Genomic DNA, 17,840 nt, shown 5'->3' with positions numbered 1-17,840 from the left:
GTCAGACCTCCTTGCCCGACTGGAATACGAACGGGTAGAGCCGCTTGATCAGAATCGGGGCGGCGATAAAAAGCAGAACGATCGCTTCGATGACGGTTACGAGGTCGATGCTGACGTCGGCCACCACACTCATTTGACGACCACCGGCAATCAGTCCACCGAAAAGGATCCCTGAGAAGACAACACCTACAGGATGGAGACGGGCCAGTAGTGCGACCGCAATCGCTTCGAACCCAAGGCCACCTGTGAAGCCCGGTGTCGCACGACCGAGCACACCCAAGGTCAGGCTGGCACCCGCCAACCCGGCAATACCACCGGAAATCATCATGGCCAGAATAATCGTTTTCGCCGGACTCATGCCTGCGACTCGGCCGGCCATGGGGCTTGCCCCCATTACCCGGATTTCGAACCCCAGTTTTGTCCGCCAGAGAAGAAAAGCCACAGCAAGAGCGGCCCCGAGAGCAAGTAAAAAGCCGAAGTTTACGCGCAGGGACGGATCTACCCATCCAAGAAGCTGAGGTAGCGCAGCAGAATCAAGGACTGACCGAGATATCGGGTCTGACCGGTCTGGATTTTGCACCGGCGGATTTCTCAGAAGGAACTCAACAAAGCGAAGAGCGACGAAATTGAGCATGATGGTCGTGATGACCTCGTGCGCTCCACTTGATACCTTCATCCATCCAGCTAATCCCGACCACATTGCCCCTGCTGTAAACGCACACGCCAGCGCAAGCGGAATGTGAACTACCGTTGGCAAGCCTGGGCAACTAAATCCTGCCACCAGACCAGCCATACCTCCGACCAGCAATTGCCCTTCCAGGCCAATGTTGAATAGTCCAGCGCGCGCGCCAACGATGAATGCGGCTCCAGCGATGATTAACGGCGTGGATGCCACAAGCGTCTCTGACAGGCCTTGCGGAGAGCCGAATGCGCCGATAGCCAGGGATCGGAGCGCTATGAACGCACCTTCAGTCGAAACGCCGGATACGAGCATGATGGCGATTGCGACTGCAAGCGCGGTTATGAGCGCGAGCACGACCAATAGGATCGATGCCACCGCGCCGCTAGTCCCTACTAAAGAGCGTGATTTTGTAGCTGCGATATTCATTACTGAAGTCCCTTTTGGGGCGGCGCGACACCTGCCATCGCCAAACCGATCAATTCTCGGTTTTCCATTTTCCCTTCGAACTCCGCCACGATCCTCCCGTGATAAAGGACCAGGATCCGGTCGGAGAGCGCTAACACCTCATCAAGCTCTGTCGAAACCAACAGCACGCCAACGCCCTGATCGCGCGCTTCGACGATCCGCTTGTGGATGTATTCGATAGATCCGACATCCACGCCACGCGTCGGTTGAGCCGCAATGAGCGCCTTGATCGGTCGGCTCATTTCTCGTGCGATGACGACTTTCTGCTGGTTCCCTCCGGATAGAGAAGAAGCGGGCAAGTCGACGTTGTTGGTTCGGACGTCGAATTCTTTCACGAGGTCGTTCGTAACCGCCTTGACACTCGGCCAATCTACCTGTCCGAGCGAAGAAAAGCGGGACTCATAGTAGCTGTTCAGAGCCGAGTTTTCGACGATGGACATCGAGAGCGCCAAGCCACAATGCGTTCTGTCCTCGGGTATGTGACCAAGCCCTATTTCGTGTCGTCCGCGGGCGCCGATATTGTCGACGTAACGTCCGTCAATCCAGACGCTACCACTCGCATGCGGCGACAGGCCGGCCGCAACATCGATCAGCTCTGTTTGCCCATTCCCGTGAACACCAGCGATACCAACAATCTCCCCGGACCGGACTGCAAGGTTGATGTCCGAAAGAGCGGTTTTGGCATGGTCGTCAGCTGTGAAGACTTCCCTTAGTTCCAGAACAGGCTTGCCGACGACTGCGGTCTGCTTATCGACCTGCAGCGAGACGGGGCGGCCAACCATCATGTTTGCCAGCGATTGGGGGGTGCTATCCTTTGGATCGGACTGGCCAACGACGCGACCGTGTCTCAAGACAGTGATCTTGTCCGCAATCTCCATAACCTCGTTGAGCTTGTGAGTGATCAAGAGGACTGCCTTGCCAGCAGTACGAAGCCCACGGACAATATCAAAGAAGCCCTCCACCTCCTGAGGAGTCAGCACGGCGGTCGGTTCGTCGAAAATTACAACGTCGGCCGCCCGGTACAGCACCTTGGCAATTTCCACGCGCTGCTGAGCGCCCACCGGGAGGTCTTCGATTTTCGCATCGGGATCCACACCTAGCCCGAACTTGGCGCTAATATCGATAACGCGTTGTCTAGCTGTTCTGAGGTCGAGGCGATCACCCATCGTGGTGGGTTCTTGCCCAAGAACGATGTTCTCCGCCACTGTGAAGGCAGGGATCAGCATGAAATGTTGATGGACCATGCCGACGCCGGCGGCGATGGCATCTTTCGGACTAGCAAATTTAACTTCCGATCCGTCTATGAGTATCCTTCCTCCATCTGCCGGCGACAAGCCATAGATGACGTTCATCAAGGTGGTTTTTCCGGCGCCATTTTCCCCCAAGAGGCAATGAACTTCCCCGGAGGCTACAGTGAACGAGATATCCTCGTTCGCAACGAAGCTTCCATAACGCTTCGTGATCTTATCGAGCGTGATTATCATGATTTTCGCGATTCGGTTGGAGGGAAGATCCAGCTTTCGCTGGATCCGCCTTACTTGACGCTGAGTTTCCCCGATACGATCTGCTCTCTGACGTCTGCGAGTTCCGCCTTCAGATTTGCTGGAACGTCTTTGTCCAAGTCATGAAAGGGAGCGATATCCACACCGCCATTGGCGAGGGAGCCGCGCTGTTCGCCCCCGGCAAAAGTGCCTTCTTTAACGGCTTTGACGACTTCGAAGGTGGTGTTATCCATTCGCTTCATGATCGAGGTGAGGTAGACGCCCTTGAACTTTTCGTTTGTCAGAGCCATGTCGGCATCGACGCCGAGTATCTTCAGCTTTTCAGCTCCAAGCTCGTCTGCCAAGGCCGCGCTGCCGAGGCCGACAGTGCCCGCAACAGGAAGGACAATATCTGCACCTTCGTCGTAGAGATTTTGCGCAAAAGTCCGACCATCGTCCAATGAGCGAAAATTATTGACGAAGAGGCCCTGCTTGGTATCCGGGTCCCAGCCCAAAACGTTTATCTTTGCGCCCTTAACCTTATTGTAGTGCCTGATACCGCGCACGTAGCCATCCATGAAGATCGTGACTGGCGGGATGTTCATCCCACCGAAAACGCCGATGGTACCAGTCTTAGTCATGCCCGCGGAAAGGTAACCTGCAAGGAAGGCAGCTTCATCGGTCGCAAATGTCTGGCTACGGATATTCGGAAGGGGTGGATTGTAGGAGTAATCGACAATCGAGAACTTCTGATTAGGATTGGCTTTAGCGAACTTCTCCGTCGCCTTTCCCCATAAGAATCCGACTGTTACGATAACGTCGCACTTTCCACCGAGCACAGATGTCATATTGGGCTCGTAGTCGACCTCTGACAGCGATTCCACGACCTTCGCCGAAATGCCGAGTTCCTTTTCTGCACGTTTCATACCGCGCCACGCCGTCTCATTGAAGCTACGGTCGTCAACCCCTCCAGTATCGGTTAGTTCGCAACCCGTGACGTGCTTCTCCGCGAAAGCCGGCATGGCGATAACAGTCGTAGCCAGGAGTGCCCCAGCCAATGTGTTGCAGATACGCATGGTGATCCCCTTTTTATAAATTTTGCAGAGCCACTCGCGAGGTTCAGCCTCGCAAGGTATCCATATCTACGCATACCGTATGCAGAAATGCAATTCTGATATTCTTAATTCGCGTAAAAAAGTGTCACAACCTTGCAGCTCGCCCATATGGAGCGAAATTCCGACCTCGAGCCCGTCTTTGCGCTCAAGTATTCTGCCCTGACCTTTATTGTCCGCGTAAAATTCTTCATTAATAAGGATGTTGCATCCTCAATCGCCTATTTCGTATACTCTCCACGAAGCAGGCGATGATGGGGACTGTGAGCGTCTACCGGTCCGATCGTCGCAATCTTTTCAGGAGTAGGAATGTCAACCATAGCGGGCCCAACCATCGTCGAACGTATCCGTATATGCCTCGAAGCAGAAATACTTACTGGCACCATATCTCCAAAGCTTGGATGAGAAAGAGCTGGCACCGCGTTTTATACCCTCCCGTGCGAGAGGCCTTGCGCAGTCTCGAGGCTCGTAACTTTCTTGCTTGGGAGGCGCGGCGGGGTCCTACGGTTCGCGCGATGTCATCGCCGGAAGTCGTCGACATACTCCAAGCGATGGCGGAGCTTGAAAGCCTTTGCGCGAAACTCGCGGCTTGACGGGGGACGGAGGCTCAGTTCGAGGAGCTTGCATCGCTGCAAGACGAATGCGCGGCCTCGGCAGGGCGGGCTACGCGATGCTGTCCTACAGCGTCAATAGGAAGTGACAGGAGGCAATATTCAGCGTGGGGCGGAATCGTTTCTTCAAAATCAGACTGAGGAGATCAGGATGAGAATGGGTCCCTATCGGCGGTTCATCACGCAGCAACCGGGCCGTATGTTGGTTCTGTGTTGGAGCATAGCGCTCAAAGAGCGCAGGGATGATGACGCTCACGCCCTGGATGCGCACGCGAATTCTTGGATACGAAGTCAGTGACTGGATGCCCTGGCGCGAGTCGGCCCAGGAGTATGCCGACGATCAAATCTAACCGACGTAAATCTTATCTATGTCTTATACATATGAAAGGCCAACTATGACTCGAGCAATCCTTTGTATCCTCGATAGCGTGGGTATCGGCGGGGCCCCCGATGCCGGAGATTACCAGAGCCTGGGCGCGGATACTATCGGCCACATCGCTCGTGAGGCGGCCGCTGGCCGAGCGGATACCGATAGAGTGCGATCCGGCCCCCTGCATTTACCCAATCTCAGCAGCCTGGGCCTTGGCGCCGCTGCGAAGCTCTCGACTGGGCTGACGCCTGCCGGCTTGGACGGTTCAGTATCAAAGGGTTTTTTTGCCGTTGGTCGGGAGATCTCGAAGGGAAAGGACACGCCTTCAGGGCACTGGGAGTTGGCGGGCGTACCCGCGATCGAAGACTGGGGCTATTTTCCGAATACGATTCCCGCTTTCAGTGCGCCGTTTTTGAAGGAGATTTGCAAAGAGGCCGGGATCAACGGAACTCTTGCCAACATGCCTGCCTCAGGAACCTCGGTGATCGGCAGATTCGGCGCTGAGAGCATACGATCCGGACTTCCCATTTTCTACACATCGGCTGATAGCGTCCTGCAAATTGCGGCCCACGAAGAGAGCTTTGGACTAGAGCGGCTTTATGAACTATGCAAAGTGGCCTTCAAGGTGACGGAGCCGATGCGGATCGGGCGCGTCATTGCTCGTCCCTTCTCGGGCGATGAGGAAAGCGGCTTCAAAAGGACGGGAAATCGCCGCGACTTCGCTATAGCGCCACCTGAGCCAACAATTCTCGATAGGGTGAAGGATTCCGGCAAAGATGTTTTTGCTATCGGCAAAATATCCGACATCTTTGCCGGCCGAGGCGTCACTCACGTCCTGAAAGCAAGTGGAAACATGCGCATAATGGATAGAACCGTCGAAGCTATTCGATCGTCGAAGTCGGGTGATTTAATCGTCACGAATTTCGTCGATTTCGATCAGGAGTACGGTCATCGACGCGATGTCGCTGGGTATGCTCTAGCCTTGGAGCAGTTCGACTCACGTCTTCCCGAAATCATGGAAATCATGGGCGATGACGACTTGCTCGTTATTACAGCTGATCATGGGAACGATCCGACGTGGACCGGTACCGATCACACGCGCGAGCAGGTACCGATCCTTTGCTTCTCTCCGTCGATTAGCCCCGGAAGTGCAGGGGTTCGAACGAGTTTCGCGGATGTTGCGCAGACAATCGCAGCATGGCTGGGTGTAGATCTCGGCCCGCATGGCGAAGCTCTTCCACTCGGTCGCTGAGACCGCCCAGTGCTGCTGACAAAAACGAAGGCCGCCATCACGCTGACTGCTTCTGCTAAAGCAAACCTGACAGCGGGCTGGCCTTCGCGGAGAAAACTTGACCTCGCTTTCAAATTATCCAATTCTGATATTTCTGCATTCAAAAAAAGACGTTTTGAACATATAGGCGCTTGACGTCCGATCTCCATTTTGCAACGCTCAAAGAAAAAAAATACGAAAGATCAAAAATCGTATCCAGAGGAACGGAACAATGAGATCATTCAAATGCACGTCATCTTTAGTCGCGGCCATGATCGGCTTCGCCGGAAGCGTTTCAAGTGGTTACGCGGAAGAGGCAGTATCCGTCAGACTTCGCTGGGTAGCCCAAGCGCAATTTGCCGGAGTCTACGTCGCGCTCGAAAAAGGCTTCTACAAAGAGGCGGGCCTCGATGTCACGGTAAATCCCGGTGGCCCTAATGTCACAGCGGAAACGATGGTCGCCTCTGGCGCTGATACGTTTGCTGTTACTGGAATGACTGACGCGATTTTGTTCGCCAGAGAAAAGAACCTCCCGATCATAACGGTCGGCATGACCCTCCCCACCTCTCCTTATGCGTTTGTTGCCCACGACGATGCAGGGATCAACTCTGTGAAGGATTTCGCTGGCAAGACCATGTCGGCGTGGTTCACCGGCTCGCAATATCAGCTGTTCACTGTACTGACCAATGCGGGTCTTGATCCCACGAAGGAGCGAGTAGCGTCACAACCGTTCTCGATGCAACCGTTTATCGACCGAAAGTATGAGATCTCCACCGTGACCACGTACAATGAACTGCTCACGCTCAAGGAGCAGAACATTCCGGTTAAGATCTTTCGAGCTGACGAGAACGGAGTCCGTGGGCAAGATGGCGCAATTATCGCCTCCGAGAAAACTGTCAAAGAAAAACCTGAGATCGTCCAAGCCTTCCTTAACGCCACGCTGAAGGGCTGGAAGGACGCCATCATCAATCAGGACGATGCAGTGAATATCGTCATGAAGCACGGCTCCGGTCTCAAGCGTGAGCATCAGGCCGCTATGATGGCCGAATATGCACGGATGGCGTCCTCAGGAGATGCTAGAACCAAAGGCATCGGATACGTGGATATAGACGCGAGCAAAGCGGTAAATGAAAGTCTCGTAAAATTCAAGGCGCTGAAGAGCCCCCAGGACGTGAACGCCGCGTTCACCAACCAGTTCTGGGACAAGGTGCCGGCAGAGGACAAGAGCCTATGAATCCACTCGTGAAGGGGGTTCCAGCACCCCCTCACCTTCAGCTGGTAAATCTAGGCAAGCGTTTCGGACCAGTCGTAGCGGTCAAAGGTGTGGACCTTTCTTTAGAACGCGGAGAGTTTATTACTCTAATCGGGCCATCAGGAAGTGGAAAATCAACGCTCTTCAACATGATTGCCGGTCTCTTGCCACCTGATGCGGATGGGTCGATCGTCTTTGACGGTCGAATACAAGGACAAGGAGAGCTGCTGGGCAAGGTCTCTTTCATGCCGCAACGCGACCTGCTACTCCCATGGCGCACTGTCCTTGATAACGCTATTGTCGCGCTCGAGATTGAGGGAGTGAAGAAGCGAATAGCACGCGACCGGGCACGAGCGCTCTTTCCCGAATTCGGCCTTGCAGGTTTCGAAGACAAATACCCTCATGAACTGTCTGGCGGCATGCGACAGCGCGTCGCGCTCATGCGTACGTTTCTCTTTGAACGCGATCTCCTGCTACTTGACGAACCCTTCGGCGCACTCGACGCATTGACGCGATCGATGATGCAGTTATGGCTTCTGGATATCTGGGCTCGCCACAAGCGGACCGTACTGTTCATCACCCATGATATCGACGAGGCGATCCTGCTAGGCGACAAAGTCGCGGTGATGTCGACCCGCCCAGGTTCGATCAAATATAGCGAAACGATCGATCTTCCCCGCCCGCGAGAGTCCGCTCTTGCGACAACGGCTGAGTTTGGCGCCATCAAAAGAAGGCTTCTCGAGGTCGTTGAAGAGGAAAGCCGCAAAACTTTCGATACGGAGCGGTCATGACGGCAGGAACTGTGCTTAGAACAGCGATGTTCCCCCTTGGTCTCATATTTGTGTGGTGGGTTGTTGTTCCGATCGCCGGCGTGCCGGATAGGTACCTTCCAGGACTTGGAGAAATTGTAGTCAATGCAGTTGCGGTTGCGCCTGAGCTTGCGGCCGCGGTGGGACGGACCGGTCTGGAAGCTTTTCTTGGATTTACCCTAGCAGCAGTAACCGGGGTTATCTGGGGCACACTTTTTGCGAAGGTGCCCGTCCTCGAGCGCTCAGTGTTACCGCTGTTTGTTGCCTTGCAAACAATACCAGTTGTGGCCTTCGGCGCTATCGTCGTGATCTGGTTCGGGAATACCCTGCTGGCGAAGGTGTTTATCTCGTACTTCCTGGCGTTCTTCCCGATTTCGGTCAACACCTTGCAGGGTCTTAGGGCCGTAAACCCCCAGCGCGTTGACCTATTCCGGAGCTTCGGAGCGTCGAGGCTGAAGACTTATCGCTCCGTAGAGCTGCCGGCGGCACTTCCCAATATCGTTGTCGGCTTGAAAACAGGCGTTTCTCTTGCCCTCGTCGGCGCCATCGTCGGCGAATGGTTTGGCGACACCGTAGGCCTTGGCGTTATGCTGCTACAGGCGCTCTATTTCGAAGACGTCCTGCGCACGTGGGTCCTTATTATTGCGACCGGTCTTCTTGGAGGGACATTCTACAGTCTGCTTGCCTACTGCGAAAAGAAGCTTGTTTGGTGGAGGGGCGAGTAATGCAAAGATTGACCTCAATTTTCCCTGCAGCAGTGACGCTCCTAGTCGCACTGATAACTTGGCAACTTGTTGTCGTAACATTCGGCATCCAGCCTTTCGTCCTGCCTTCGCCACTCAAGATCGCGGAGTTCATGGGATCGCAAGCATCTCAGCTCTTCGGTGACCTGCTTATCACTATTGGAGAGACTCTCGGCGGTTTTTTCCTTGGTTCGGCGATCGGCATACCTCTTGCGGTTGTCTTCGTATTGCTGCCATCGGTACAATGGGCAATCATGCCACTTGCCGTCACCATTAATATGGTCCCGACGGTCGCGTTTGTGCCGCTCGCCCTGATCTGGTTCGGTGTCGGCGTCGCCTCAAAAATTGCCATTGCTGCCTTAACGGTCAGTTTCCCGGTCCTGATTAATACGCTTGCGGGCCTAACCAGCCCGCTTCCCGCGCATATCGACCTCTATCAGAGTTTTGGTGCGCGTTCGATGTCGATCCTAACCAGATTGAGACTGCCTGCGGCTTTACCATCCATCGGGACTGGCCTGAAGGTGGGATTCGCACGTTGCACCGTCGTGGTAATCGTCACGGAGATGCTCGGAGCCTATTCAGGAATCGGGCAGACTATTTATCGAGCGACGTCGCAAATTGACTCGGTCACGGTTTGGTCAGCAGTCGTCCTGTCTTCAATCGCTAGTCTTATCTTGTATGGTATCTTGGCGGGGTTGCTTAAGAGGTTCATTTGGTGGGATTAAGCTACTCGAGGAAAAAGTCGAGCAGGCGGGATCATACCTATGGCTGTAAAAGAGAGCGCACAATCACAGAAACTCCATGGCGACATGGAAAGTCGTGGCCGGGTTAGCCGGTCAGACGAACTGCGTGAGGCACTTGAGGAAATGATCATCACCGGTCGTCTGCCGCCAGGCGCCCGGATCGATGAGGGCGCCCTGGTGGATCAATTCCAAGTGTCCCGCACACCCATGCGCGAAGCCATTAAAGCACTGATCGCGACGGGCATGCTCGAAGTCCGCCCGAGACAGGGCGTGTCGGTGGCTGCAGTTTCAATCCCAAAGCTCATGGAAATGTTTGAGACCATGGCGAACTTGGAGGGGATGTGCGCACGGTACGCCGCAAGGCGCGCTACCCCTGAGGAGATCGCTCGGCTCCTTGAGATTCAGCAACGTCTCGAGGACGAACTAGGCGCCCACAATCCTGATCGATTTTATGAGATCAACGCAGAATTTCACGACCTGCTTTACGATGCCTCGCACACTGAATTCATTGCGGATCAGACACGTGCTCTACGTCGGCGCGTGTCGATGTACCGAAAGCATGTCACCTATCTTCCCGGCCGAATGGAAGCAACAATTGGCGAACACGGCAAAATCATCGACGCAATCAAGGCCAATGACCCTGTCGCTGCTGCTACAGCCGCCATGGACCATCTAAACCTCTTGGGTGATGACATGGTCGATTTTATCGCACGCCTTACCCGCACTATGGATGTTTATAAATAGACGCTTTAGTTATCGCCCACGCCCCCAACTTAGTTGCTTTCGACGCGGACGCGCCTTTGTTGGCGAGTGGAGGCAACACGCCACTGCCCGATGGCAGCCGGCTTTCGATAGCGCCAGACCTAGGTTGACTGCCATCGAGCTCGTCTGAGCAGGTCCAGTTGATTAAAGCAAACGGATCCCGGTAGATTCTACCGCAACGGTGTCGCAGCGGCTATGGTGCTTAACGGGCAGAGAAAAGTCGTCAGGTCCAAAGTGATCCACGCTCGTGACGCCATTGAGCGTGCGGCCGCAGATATGCTCGACCTCCTTCGATAATGCCCGATTTTAACCTCGGTGAAATGGCATCGCCAGGCTGCCCGGGCAGCTCCCACGGGGCCGGTTCCTGACCTACTCAGGCGATCGCGAATGCCGAAAGGAGCCGCCAAGCTCCGGCGCCTCCGCCTTCCACATAAAAAGTGCGCCGGCGAGGATAATGCCCCACCGACCGGACAATTGCCCCAGAAGCCTCTCAACTTGTGTGGCCATCCAGACATTTTGGTCGCCGTTGAAAGCAGCAGTGGAGCCGTTTGATACCGCCTTCTACCATCCTTTCTTGACTTCGCTCCTATACCTATTTTTCCCCCAAAGCTTCTAGCATGAGAGGCGAGCCGGGATCTCGGAAAGCGACGCCACCTCCATTGTCGGCCGTGCGCTCGTGTTATTTTCGATCCCCATTGGATTAAACCAGCAGCTCTCGATACCGAATTGGTTGCCGCCCAGGATATCTGCATCAAGTCTATCGCCGATGATGATGGCCTCCGCCTTATTGAAAGTGGTAAATCTTTGCGTCGAATATTCAAAGAATCGCGCGTCAGGTTTTGCAAAACCGCACGCTTCGGATGTTGCCACAAAGCTAAGCCAAGGGGAAAGACCAGAATTTGCGATGCGCTTCGTTTGTACATGCTCAATGCCGTTGGTGATGATCCCCACTTCGCCCCAAGCAGAGAGGTGTTCACAAATCTCCCTTGCTCCATCGAGTAGAACGACCGCCTCAGGCAACATGTCGAGGTAGCGTGAACTCACGACGTTCGGGTCCGCATCGATGTTGGCTGTCGCCAGCGCAAGGCGAAACCGTTCAACCTTCAAAAAGTCCTTTGTGATGAAGCCCTTCTCAAACTGTAGCCAAAGTTTGGTGTTCTCAGCTTGATACGCGCGAAATGCCGCATCAAAATCGCCTGATACTCCCACAGAGGCCATCGTGCGAAAGAACGAAAGCCGCTCCGACGCTTTAAAATCAAGTAATGTATCATCGAGATCGAAGAGAAAGTATCGGTACTTCATTTCGGGGCACTCGGCTTGTTAATAGGGGTGGAATTCGAGGTCGAAAGCCTCCGCTTTTGTAGGTTCCTTTGAACTACACCGTGGGCGAAAGCGCAACCGGCCCGATGGAGTGCAAAAAACACCGTCAACGTAGTTTTATGTGCATCCGGGTTATCAAACCTGCGTGTGCGCCTAATTTCGACTTTTCAACCTCCAGATGCGCAGGCTTCCACGCCGTTCCACAACAAGGACAGGCTGATTTTTTGATGATATCCTAGCAACTGGTGTTGCTGGATTTAGTAGCTGTTGGCGGTTCCAGGGTCTGTCATTCCCGCTGCCGTCCCGCCCTGATCGCGCTAGGAAAATAATACCAAAAAGCCCAGTGGGTCTTAAACGGTCGAGGTCCGGTCTATTTCAGGGAAAGCGGTCGCGACTTCCAAATGATGGAGACGATAGGCACCCAGGAGGAACCTGAAATCGCCTACGAGATGGCTCGAAGACTACTGGAAACGGAAGATAATTGGGTGGGCGTTATGTTACGGGTGTCATGCGCGCTTCGCGAAAACGGCGGGCCTGCTGCCAGGAGACTAACTTTTATCGCCCACGGACTCATAAACGAGACGCGCGCTGGACTTGCAAAAGGAGTGATCGGCGTCGTCCTCTCGCATCCTGCACGACTCCCTGCGGATACTCTGGTCACGGAAATGGCGGAAGCCCTCAATACCCAGCGGACGTCGATTGTCTCCCAACATGTGCTGCCGTTCGAGATCAACACTGCGGCAAACATTTAGAATGGACCTTGTTTGACGCGGCACCCCATCCCAGCCGCCCTTCAGCCCTTCCAAGCTGCGACGTTGCCGGCCGGCGATGCATGACTGCCATCGAGTCCTTTCGGAGGTGGGTAATCACCTGCATTAAGAACAAAACCGGGCTGCAGCGAAAAATCGACTCGCGGCGGCGCGAAGACTTCAATGAGAATGGCACCGTCGGCGTTGGCGTTACTTGTCGTACGGACAATAGGCGCGGTTTCGCTGCGAAACTGCGCCAACGCTGGTCTAGAATTTGCCAGAATAGTCCCAACGGTTGTCAGACGGCGGCGTGTCGGTAGTTTCCGCGCACGCCCGCCGTGAAAGGATCTGAACCAGCGGCGCCGCCATGGCGTAGACCGAGAGCCAGTCGTGAGCGAGTAGCGGGTTCAGCCGATTGCTGCGCCGTTCCTCGTTCAATTTATCGTGGATGGCGCGCGCACTGCGAGCGACTGGGACAAGCCCGTGCAATGTCGTCGACTTCTTGCAGTCTGGAACCTCCCTGGCAACACAGCCAGGTAAATGTGTAGGTAATCGCCCCGGCATCCGCCAGCGAGCCCTCCCCCCATTGATCAAGGGTCCTCAAATCACGCCTGATGTCATATCCCTAGCCTGTTCGGGCACCGAGCGTTGCTAAGGGAAGACCGCAATTGCCTCATTCCTCCAGCTATTTCGCGCCCCGTCACGCAACGGCTTTATTCACCACCCAGTCGTGAAAGGCCGAAACCTCATATCGCCGAAGGGCCTTTCCTGAGGCTACAACGTAATAGGCCCATTTGACCGGCCATTTCACGTCTGGGAGCAGGTGCACCAGCCGCCCGCTTTCGATTTCCTGAGCCACCAGCGCCTTTCTCACCAGTGCGACGCCCCGGGCCGCCACAGCTGCATTGATGACCGCCGCCGTGGAATTGATCTTGAGCCCTCCGTCGTCGGGAACATGGTTTGCCCCCGCGCGCACCAGCCATTCGGCCCAGGCCGGGAAGTCCCCGCCGGGATGCGGTGTGCCATCGTGGATCAAGGTTTGCTCGGACATCCAGCCGGCAATCACCTCTCTGTCAGTCGGCAGCAGCTTGTTGTGGCAGACGGCGATGATCTCCTCGGCCATGAGATATGTCGATTTTATACCCTTCCAGGTGCCCAGCCCGCACCTGATGCCGATGTCGGCCTCCCCTTGCGCCAGATCGATCACACGATCCGACACGTCGAGACGGACATCGACGTTGGGGTAATGGGTCGAAAAATCCTCCAGCCGGGACATCAGCCAGTTTGCCACGAGAGCCTGCGACGCCGTGACGACGACAACGGACCGCGCCCTGCGGCCGCGCAGTTTTTTCATGCCGGATTCCAGTAGGTCTAAACCCTGTGCGATATCTTCGAGAGCCTCCCGTGCTTCGTCGACGGCGGTCAGCCGCTCTCTGCCGGAACGGCTACGCTTGAAGAGAGGGTAGCCCACCCAGTCCTCCAGCGAGCGAACGAGTTGACCGACCGCCGGTGGCGTGACGTCAAGTTCCGCGGATGCGCCGACATAGCTCCCGTGTCTCGCGGACGCTTCCAAGGCCTGCAGCGACTTCAGTCTGGTGAGATTTCTCATTTTGCTCACGACATAGAATTTCTTTCTTGTCGATATGGCGTCTTTTCCTCGCGATTGCAAACGACACGGTCTAGCTAAAGGTACCTGATACGAGGAACTATGAGATGATGCTCGAAGGAAAGATCGCATTGGTGACTGGCGGAGCAAGCGGGATCGGGTTTGCCGCGGCCCGGTTGTTGACTGAGAACGGCGCCCGCGTCGCAATCACCGGGCGCTCCGTCGAGAAGCTGGACGCGGCCGTTGCAAAGCTTGGCGGTCAGGCAATCGGTATCCAGGCGGACGTGACGTCGCGAGCCGACCTCACGCGTATAAACACGACGATCGAGCAGACGTTCGGTTCTCTCGACATCGTCTTCGCCAATGCCGGCGTTGCAATCGGGACCCCGCTTTCGACCACGGACGAGGACGCCTACCACAAAATTATGGATACCAATGTCAAGGGCGTGTTCTTCACAGTTCAGGCTATACTTCCGCTTCTGCGTGACGGCAGTTCGATCATCCTCAACACGTCGTGGCTAAACCAGGTCGGAACGCCCGGCCGTGCTATCCTGTCCGCGTCGAAAGCAGCCGTGCGCTCTTTCGCCCGGACGATGTCGGCGGAGCTCCTTGATCGCCGTATCAGGGTGAATGCCGTCAGCCCCGGCTCTATAGAGACGCCAATTCATCGTGGAAGCAATCAGACCGAGGACGAGTTTCGCGCCTATGCGGACCGCGTCGGCGCGCAGGTGCCGCTCGGTCGGATGGGACAACCGGAGGAGATCGCAGCAGCCGTCCTCTTCCTCGCAAGCGATGCTTCAAGCTACATGCTTGGGGCAGAGATCGTCATAGACGGCGGCAGATCGGAGCTTTGAGATGCTTTTGAATGAAGACCTTTCCAAGCGCACTATCGTCCATGCCGCCAAACTCGACTGGATCTCCAGCCCGGCCAAGGGCGTCGACCGCCGGATGCTTTTCCGGATCGGCGACGAGAAGGCGCACGCGACTTCCATCGTCCGATACGCGCCTGAAAGCAGCTTTTCCTATCACGGTCACCCTGGCGGAGAAGAATTTCTCGTGCTCGAGGGCGTGTTCCAGGATGAGAGCGGCGATTTCCCAGCCGGCACCTATGTCCGCAACCCGCCTGGAACTGGTCACGCACCGAAGAGTGACAGTGGTTGCACGATCCTGGTCAAGCTCTGGCAGTTCAAGGCGAGCGACCGGGAGCGCATCGTCAGCCGACTTGGAGACGCCCCCTCGGCAAGCGCACGTCATGGGGTGGGGAATTCGTGCGTCTTGTTCGACGGGCCGGACGAACTCGTCATGACGGAGGACTGGCAGGCAAACGCGACACTGGAGATCGGCAACCCGAGCGGCCTTGAGCTCCTCGTCCTTGACGGTAGCTTTAAAGAGAATGGCGATGTCCTCGATCGCTGGACTTGGCTGCGGCTTCCCGCTGGCCAGGACCTGAAGGCCACCGTCGGCCCGCAAGGCGCTCGCGTCTGGTACAAGTCGGGACCTCTCTTTCACGAGGACGTCTGCGCGTTCGACGCACCTGTAGAGGGAGCGAAACCGTGAGCACATGCAAGGTGGCAATCATCGGCGCCGGGCTTTCCGGTCTTTACACCGCACAGAAGCTGCATGCTGCCGGCGTCGATGTGCTTCTCATCGAGGCGCGCGACCGAACCGGCGGTCGGATTTTGACGGCTGGGGAGGATGCAATGCCGGCAGCCGACGGCTTCGATCTTGGACCCTCATGGTTCTGGCCGGCGATGCAGCCGGCAATGGCCGAACTGATCGATGAGCTCGATCTGGATTCCTTCGTCCAGCACAGCGACGGCGATGTCGTCTTCGAGCGGATGTCCCGCGAGCGCCCGCAGCGTTTTTCACCTGTCTACGAAAACCAGCAATCGATGCGGATTTCGGGTGGGACCGGTGCTGCCGTGCGAGCGCTGGAAGCGCGACTGCCGCCAGAGCGGATCAGGCTCGGCACCAGGGTCACGGCCATTGCGCTGACGAACGGCGGGGTTGAGATTTCCGTGACGACGGAAGGTGGAGGCGAAACGATCGTCGCCGAATATGTCGTTGCCGCTCTCCCGCCTCGCCTTTTCGAGGCGACCGTGACATTTTCCCCGGCGCAGGACCCCGCCATTGCCGCACGATGGCGCGGCACTCCCACTTGGATGGCGCCACATGCTAAATTCTTCGCCGTCTATGACGAAGCCTTCTGGCGAAACGACGGTCTCTCGGGAACCGCTCAAAGCATGGTCGGGCCGATGGTCGAGATCCATGATGCGATGACCAATTCGGGGAAGGCCGCCTTTTTTGGATTTCTTGGGATCGGAGCCGAACAACGCTCGACGATCGGTGAGGCGGCGTTGAAGCGAGCTTGTGTCGATCAACTTGCCAGACTGTTTGGACCTCAGGCGCTGACGCCCAGGGCGACATTGATCAAGGATTGGGCGGCCGATGCCCTCACTGCCACCTTGCTCGATCAGACGGGTGGAGAGCATCCGGCGCCGGGCAGCCCGCGCTGGGTTACCGGTCCCTGGGAAGGGCGGTTGCTGATGGCCGGCAGTGAGACGAGTTCTTCCGAGCCCGGTTACCTCGCGGGCGCGGTCGTAGCCGCCCGGCAGGCTGTCGCAGATATTTTTTCTCGATTGAACGCGGAATAGACATGCAGCAGAACGGTATGGCCGACGCCAAAATCGGCAAGCGCAACGCGTGGATCTTGACGGTCGCGCAGGCTTTCGGCGGGGCAAACGCCCCGATCGTCATTTCGCTCGGCGGCCTGGTTGGCCAGCACCTGTCGCCCGATCCCGATCTCATCACGCTGCCTGTCAGCCTTCTGAACCTCGGCCTTGCGCTTGGGACATTACCGGCAGCCTACGTCATGCGCCGCTTTGGACGACGTCGCGGCTATCTGGTCGGAACGACGATCGGAATGGTCTCGGGCCTGATCGCGGCGATGGGCATCATCCTGTCGAGCTTCCTCGTTTTCTGCCTCGGCACGTGCATGGCCGGTTTCTATTCGTCCTATGTCCAGAGCTACCGCTTTGCAGCCGCCGACAACGTATCCGGAGCAGACGGTCAGAAGGCGATCGCCCGGGTCATGGTCGGCGGTCTGGTCGCCGCCATCATCGGTCCGCAGCTCGTGATCTGGACGCGGGACGCCGTGCCCGCAACAGCCTTCGCAGGGAGCTTCATCAGCCAGGCGATGCTAGCCGCCCTCGCCTTCCCTGTGCTGTGGAAGCTACGCTCGGCTTCCTCGGTCCAGTCGAATCCGGGTGGAGGCGCAAACAAGCGTCCGCTCGTTCAGATCCTGACCTCGCGCAAATATCTCCTGGCGATTGCGACCGGCGTCGTCTCCTATGGGTTGATGACGTTTGTCATGACGGCGTCGCCCGTCGCCATGGTCGGCCACGGACACTCGATCAATCAGGCAGCACTTGGTATCCAGTGGCATATTCTCGCCATGTACGGCCCGTCCTTCTTCACCGGCCGCCTGATGGTGCGCTTTGGGAAGGAGCGCGTCGCTGCGGTCGGACTTCTCCTGATCGGACTGTCGGCGGCTGTGGCGCTTTCCGGCTTCGACATCGCCCACTTCTGGGTTTCGCTCATTCTTCTGGGCATCGGCTGGAACTTCGGCTTCATCGGCGCGACCTCGATGGTGGGCGATTGCCACACGCCGGCGGAGCGCAGCAAGGTGCAAGGCGCGAACGACTTTCTCGTCTTCGGGACGGTCGCCGGCGCGTCTTTCTTCTCGGGATCGCTGCTTCACAGCTCAGGATGGGAGACGATCAACTGGATCGTGATGCCGGCGGTTGCGCTCGTTCTGGTGCCATTGGTATGGCGGGCAGCGCGACCGTTGGTTGCTGCTTAGGAG

The 17,840-nt window shown here is 56.6% G+C and carries 16 protein-coding genes; 11 read left to right on the top strand and 5 right to left on the bottom strand.

The window, feature by feature from the left end; genetic code table 11:
- Position 1 precedes the first annotated feature (1 nt).
- From ABOK31_RS34790 to ABOK31_RS34780, 3 genes are read right to left on the bottom strand one after another with little or no spacing between them, the layout of a single operon-like run.
- Positions 2-1,108 carry an ABC transporter permease gene (locus ABOK31_RS34790; RefSeq protein ID WP_349963240.1) on the bottom strand — a complete coding sequence of 369 codons (1,107 nt, stop codon included), beginning with the start codon at positions 1,106-1,108 and terminating at the stop codon, positions 2-4.
- On the bottom strand, positions 1,108-2,631 hold the full coding sequence (locus ABOK31_RS34785; protein WP_349963239.1) for an ABC transporter ATP-binding protein: 1,524 nt from the start codon (positions 2,629-2,631) through the stop codon (positions 1,108-1,110). The genes ABOK31_RS34790 and ABOK31_RS34785 overlap by 1 nt, the downstream gene beginning before the upstream one ends.
- Before the next feature lie 50 nt (positions 2,632-2,681).
- Positions 2,682-3,704: a BMP family ABC transporter substrate-binding protein gene (locus ABOK31_RS34780; RefSeq protein WP_349963238.1), complete on the bottom strand. Its 1,023-nt coding sequence runs from the start codon at positions 3,702-3,704 to the stop codon at positions 2,682-2,684.
- A gap of 1,042 nt (positions 3,705-4,746) precedes the next feature.
- Here ABOK31_RS34780 and ABOK31_RS34775 point away from each other — a divergent pair.
- From ABOK31_RS34775 to ABOK31_RS34750, 6 genes are all read left to right on the top strand, one after another.
- A complete protein-coding gene (locus ABOK31_RS34775; protein ID WP_349963237.1) occupies positions 4,747-5,973 on the top strand; it encodes a phosphopentomutase in 1,227 nt (408 codons plus the stop codon).
- A 250-nt stretch (positions 5,974-6,223) separates the two neighbouring features.
- Positions 6,224-7,225, top strand: a complete 1,002-nt coding sequence (locus tag ABOK31_RS34770; RefSeq protein WP_349963236.1) for an ABC transporter substrate-binding protein — start codon at positions 6,224-6,226, stop codon at positions 7,223-7,225.
- The gene (locus ABOK31_RS34765; protein WP_349963235.1) at positions 7,222-8,034 is read left to right on the top strand and encodes an ABC transporter ATP-binding protein; all 813 of its coding nucleotides are present in this window, start codon (positions 7,222-7,224) and stop codon (positions 8,032-8,034) included. The genes ABOK31_RS34770 and ABOK31_RS34765 overlap by 4 nt, the downstream gene beginning before the upstream one ends.
- On the top strand, positions 8,031-8,777 hold the full coding sequence (locus tag ABOK31_RS34760; protein WP_349963234.1) for an ABC transporter permease: 747 nt from the start codon (positions 8,031-8,033) through the stop codon (positions 8,775-8,777). The genes ABOK31_RS34765 and ABOK31_RS34760 overlap by 4 nt, the downstream gene beginning before the upstream one ends.
- Positions 8,777-9,520, top strand: a complete 744-nt coding sequence (locus tag ABOK31_RS34755; protein WP_349963233.1) for an ABC transporter permease — start codon at positions 8,777-8,779, stop codon at positions 9,518-9,520. The genes ABOK31_RS34760 and ABOK31_RS34755 overlap by 1 nt, the downstream gene beginning before the upstream one ends.
- 39 nt (positions 9,521-9,559) lie before the next feature.
- Positions 9,560-10,282 (top strand): GntR family transcriptional regulator, encoded by a 723-nt coding sequence (locus ABOK31_RS34750; RefSeq protein WP_349963232.1) that lies wholly within the window; start codon positions 9,560-9,562, stop codon positions 10,280-10,282.
- A gap of 630 nt (positions 10,283-10,912) precedes the next feature.
- Here the strand turns inward: ABOK31_RS34750 and ABOK31_RS34745 are convergent.
- Entirely contained in the window at positions 10,913-11,602 is a 690-nt protein-coding gene (locus tag ABOK31_RS34745; protein WP_349963231.1) for a YjjG family noncanonical pyrimidine nucleotidase, read from the bottom strand.
- Positions 11,603-12,021: 419 nt separating this feature from the next.
- On the opposite strand from ABOK31_RS34745, the gene ABOK31_RS34740 reads away from it, so the two are divergent.
- The gene (locus ABOK31_RS34740) at positions 12,022-12,372 is read left to right on the top strand and encodes a hypothetical protein (RefSeq protein ID WP_349963230.1); all 351 of its coding nucleotides are present in this window, start codon (positions 12,022-12,024) and stop codon (positions 12,370-12,372) included.
- Positions 12,373-13,069: 697 nt separating this feature from the next.
- On the opposite strand, the gene ABOK31_RS34735 is transcribed toward ABOK31_RS34740, so the two are convergent.
- Positions 13,070-13,978: a LysR substrate-binding domain-containing protein gene (locus tag ABOK31_RS34735; RefSeq protein WP_349963303.1), complete on the bottom strand. Its 909-nt coding sequence runs from the start codon at positions 13,976-13,978 to the stop codon at positions 13,070-13,072.
- A 107-nt stretch (positions 13,979-14,085) separates the two neighbouring features.
- On the opposite strand from ABOK31_RS34735, the gene ABOK31_RS34730 reads away from it, so the two are divergent.
- Genes ABOK31_RS34730 through ABOK31_RS34715 form a run of 4 tightly spaced genes read left to right on the top strand, consistent with a single transcriptional unit; the run spans position 14,086 to position 17,837 of the window.
- On the top strand, positions 14,086-14,829 hold the full coding sequence (locus ABOK31_RS34730; RefSeq protein ID WP_349963302.1) for an SDR family oxidoreductase: 744 nt from the start codon (positions 14,086-14,088) through the stop codon (positions 14,827-14,829).
- A gap of 1 nt (position 14,830) precedes the next feature.
- Complete coding sequence (locus tag ABOK31_RS34725) at positions 14,831-15,532, top strand: cupin domain-containing protein (protein WP_349963229.1); 702 nt, start codon at positions 14,831-14,833, stop codon at positions 15,530-15,532.
- Positions 15,529-16,629 carry an FAD-dependent oxidoreductase gene (locus tag ABOK31_RS34720; RefSeq protein WP_349963228.1) on the top strand — a complete coding sequence of 367 codons (1,101 nt, stop codon included), beginning with the start codon at positions 15,529-15,531 and terminating at the stop codon, positions 16,627-16,629. Before ABOK31_RS34725 ends, ABOK31_RS34720 begins: the two co-directional genes overlap by 4 nt.
- 17 nt (positions 16,630-16,646) lie before the next feature.
- Entirely contained in the window at positions 16,647-17,837 is a 1,191-nt protein-coding gene (locus tag ABOK31_RS34715; protein ID WP_349963227.1) for an MFS transporter, read from the top strand.
- Positions 17,838-17,840: the final 3 nt, after the last annotated feature.

The sequence above is a fragment of the Rhizobium sp. ZPR4 genome (assembly GCF_040215725.1).
Taxonomy (GTDB): domain Bacteria; phylum Pseudomonadota; class Alphaproteobacteria; order Rhizobiales; family Rhizobiaceae; genus Rhizobium; species Rhizobium rhizogenes_D.
Note: the sequence above shows the minus strand (reverse complement) of the source record. Positions and strands in the feature narration are given on the sequence as shown.

Coding starts and splice junctions, on each gene's coding strand:
- ABOK31_RS34730 (WP_349963302.1), top strand. CDS start 14,086: ATGCTCGAAGGAAAGATCGCATTGGTGACTGGCGGAGCAAGCGGGATC.
- ABOK31_RS34770 (WP_349963236.1), top strand. CDS start 6,224: ATGAGATCATTCAAATGCACGTCATCTTTAGTCGCGGCCATGATCGGC.
- ABOK31_RS34750 (WP_349963232.1), top strand. CDS start 9,560: ATGGCTGTAAAAGAGAGCGCACAATCACAGAAACTCCATGGCGACATG.
- ABOK31_RS34735 (WP_349963303.1), bottom strand. CDS start 13,978: ATGAGAAATCTCACCAGACTGAAGTCGCTGCAGGCCTTGGAAGCGTCC.
- ABOK31_RS34775 (WP_349963237.1), top strand. CDS start 4,747: ATGACTCGAGCAATCCTTTGTATCCTCGATAGCGTGGGTATCGGCGGG.
- ABOK31_RS34765 (WP_349963235.1), top strand. CDS start 7,222: ATGAATCCACTCGTGAAGGGGGTTCCAGCACCCCCTCACCTTCAGCTG.
- ABOK31_RS34745 (WP_349963231.1), bottom strand. CDS start 11,602: ATGAAGTACCGATACTTTCTCTTCGATCTCGATGATACATTACTTGAT.
- ABOK31_RS34725 (WP_349963229.1), top strand. CDS start 14,831: ATGCTTTTGAATGAAGACCTTTCCAAGCGCACTATCGTCCATGCCGCC.
- ABOK31_RS34715 (WP_349963227.1), top strand. CDS start 16,647: ATGGCCGACGCCAAAATCGGCAAGCGCAACGCGTGGATCTTGACGGTC.
- ABOK31_RS34740 (WP_349963230.1), top strand. CDS start 12,022: ATGATGGAGACGATAGGCACCCAGGAGGAACCTGAAATCGCCTACGAG.
- ABOK31_RS34790 (WP_349963240.1), bottom strand. CDS start 1,108: ATGAATATCGCAGCTACAAAATCACGCTCTTTAGTAGGGACTAGCGGC.
- ABOK31_RS34785 (WP_349963239.1), bottom strand. CDS start 2,631: ATGATAATCACGCTCGATAAGATCACGAAGCGTTATGGAAGCTTCGTT.
- ABOK31_RS34760 (WP_349963234.1), top strand. CDS start 8,031: ATGACGGCAGGAACTGTGCTTAGAACAGCGATGTTCCCCCTTGGTCTC.
- ABOK31_RS34780 (WP_349963238.1), bottom strand. CDS start 3,704: ATGCGTATCTGCAACACATTGGCTGGGGCACTCCTGGCTACGACTGTT.
- ABOK31_RS34755 (WP_349963233.1), top strand. CDS start 8,777: ATGCAAAGATTGACCTCAATTTTCCCTGCAGCAGTGACGCTCCTAGTC.